The organism is Alcanivorax sp. HI0083 (genome assembly GCF_001635175.1).
In genome coordinates, this window is sequence record NZ_LWFX01000487.1 from 1 (window position 1) to 580 (window position 580).

At 60.9% G+C, this 580-nt stretch carries 1 pseudogene; it reads left to right on the forward strand.

Annotation, left to right across the window (positions count from 1 at the left end):
- A pseudogene (locus A3754_RS27270) lies at nucleotides 1–580 on the forward strand (ATP-binding protein); the annotation flags it as partial.

The following is a 580-nucleotide window of genomic DNA, read 5'->3' on the forward strand; positions in this document are numbered from 1 at the left end:
ACAACTGCGTACGGATCGCTACACCCTGCAATCCATTTTCGATGGCGACATTCCCACCCCGCACCAGATCAACACCTTGCTCGGGCGCCCCCTGAACCAGCGGCCGCTACTGCCCCTGATCGACCCGCAGCCGCTGTCCGTGGTCGACAGCAAATGCCCGGCCCTGCAGAACGATATCGACACCCTGACTCAACAGATCAACACCCTGGAGCAATCGCTCTACACCTTGCGACAAGCGTTTTTCGGCCTCAATTTCCCCCAGCGCCAGGCCTTCCTGAATCTGGCAACGCACCATGCAAAACTGCAGGCGCTGTCCGACACCCCGGAGACGGACCCTTCCATTCGCCAGGCGAGCCAGGTACTACAACAGCACATCCAACAAGTGTGGGCGGTGCTGGGCAAACTACAGAACGCCCCTGCAGACGCACTGCAAACGCTGGATGAGCTGTGGTTACAGCTACCCTCATTGCGCCCCCCTAGCGGAGCCAGCTCCACCGCCTGGCGCAGCCTGCTCAAGACCCGGCTGGACATTCAGAAAGACGTACGCACACTGCGCTCCGAACTGTGGCAGAACCGCCCA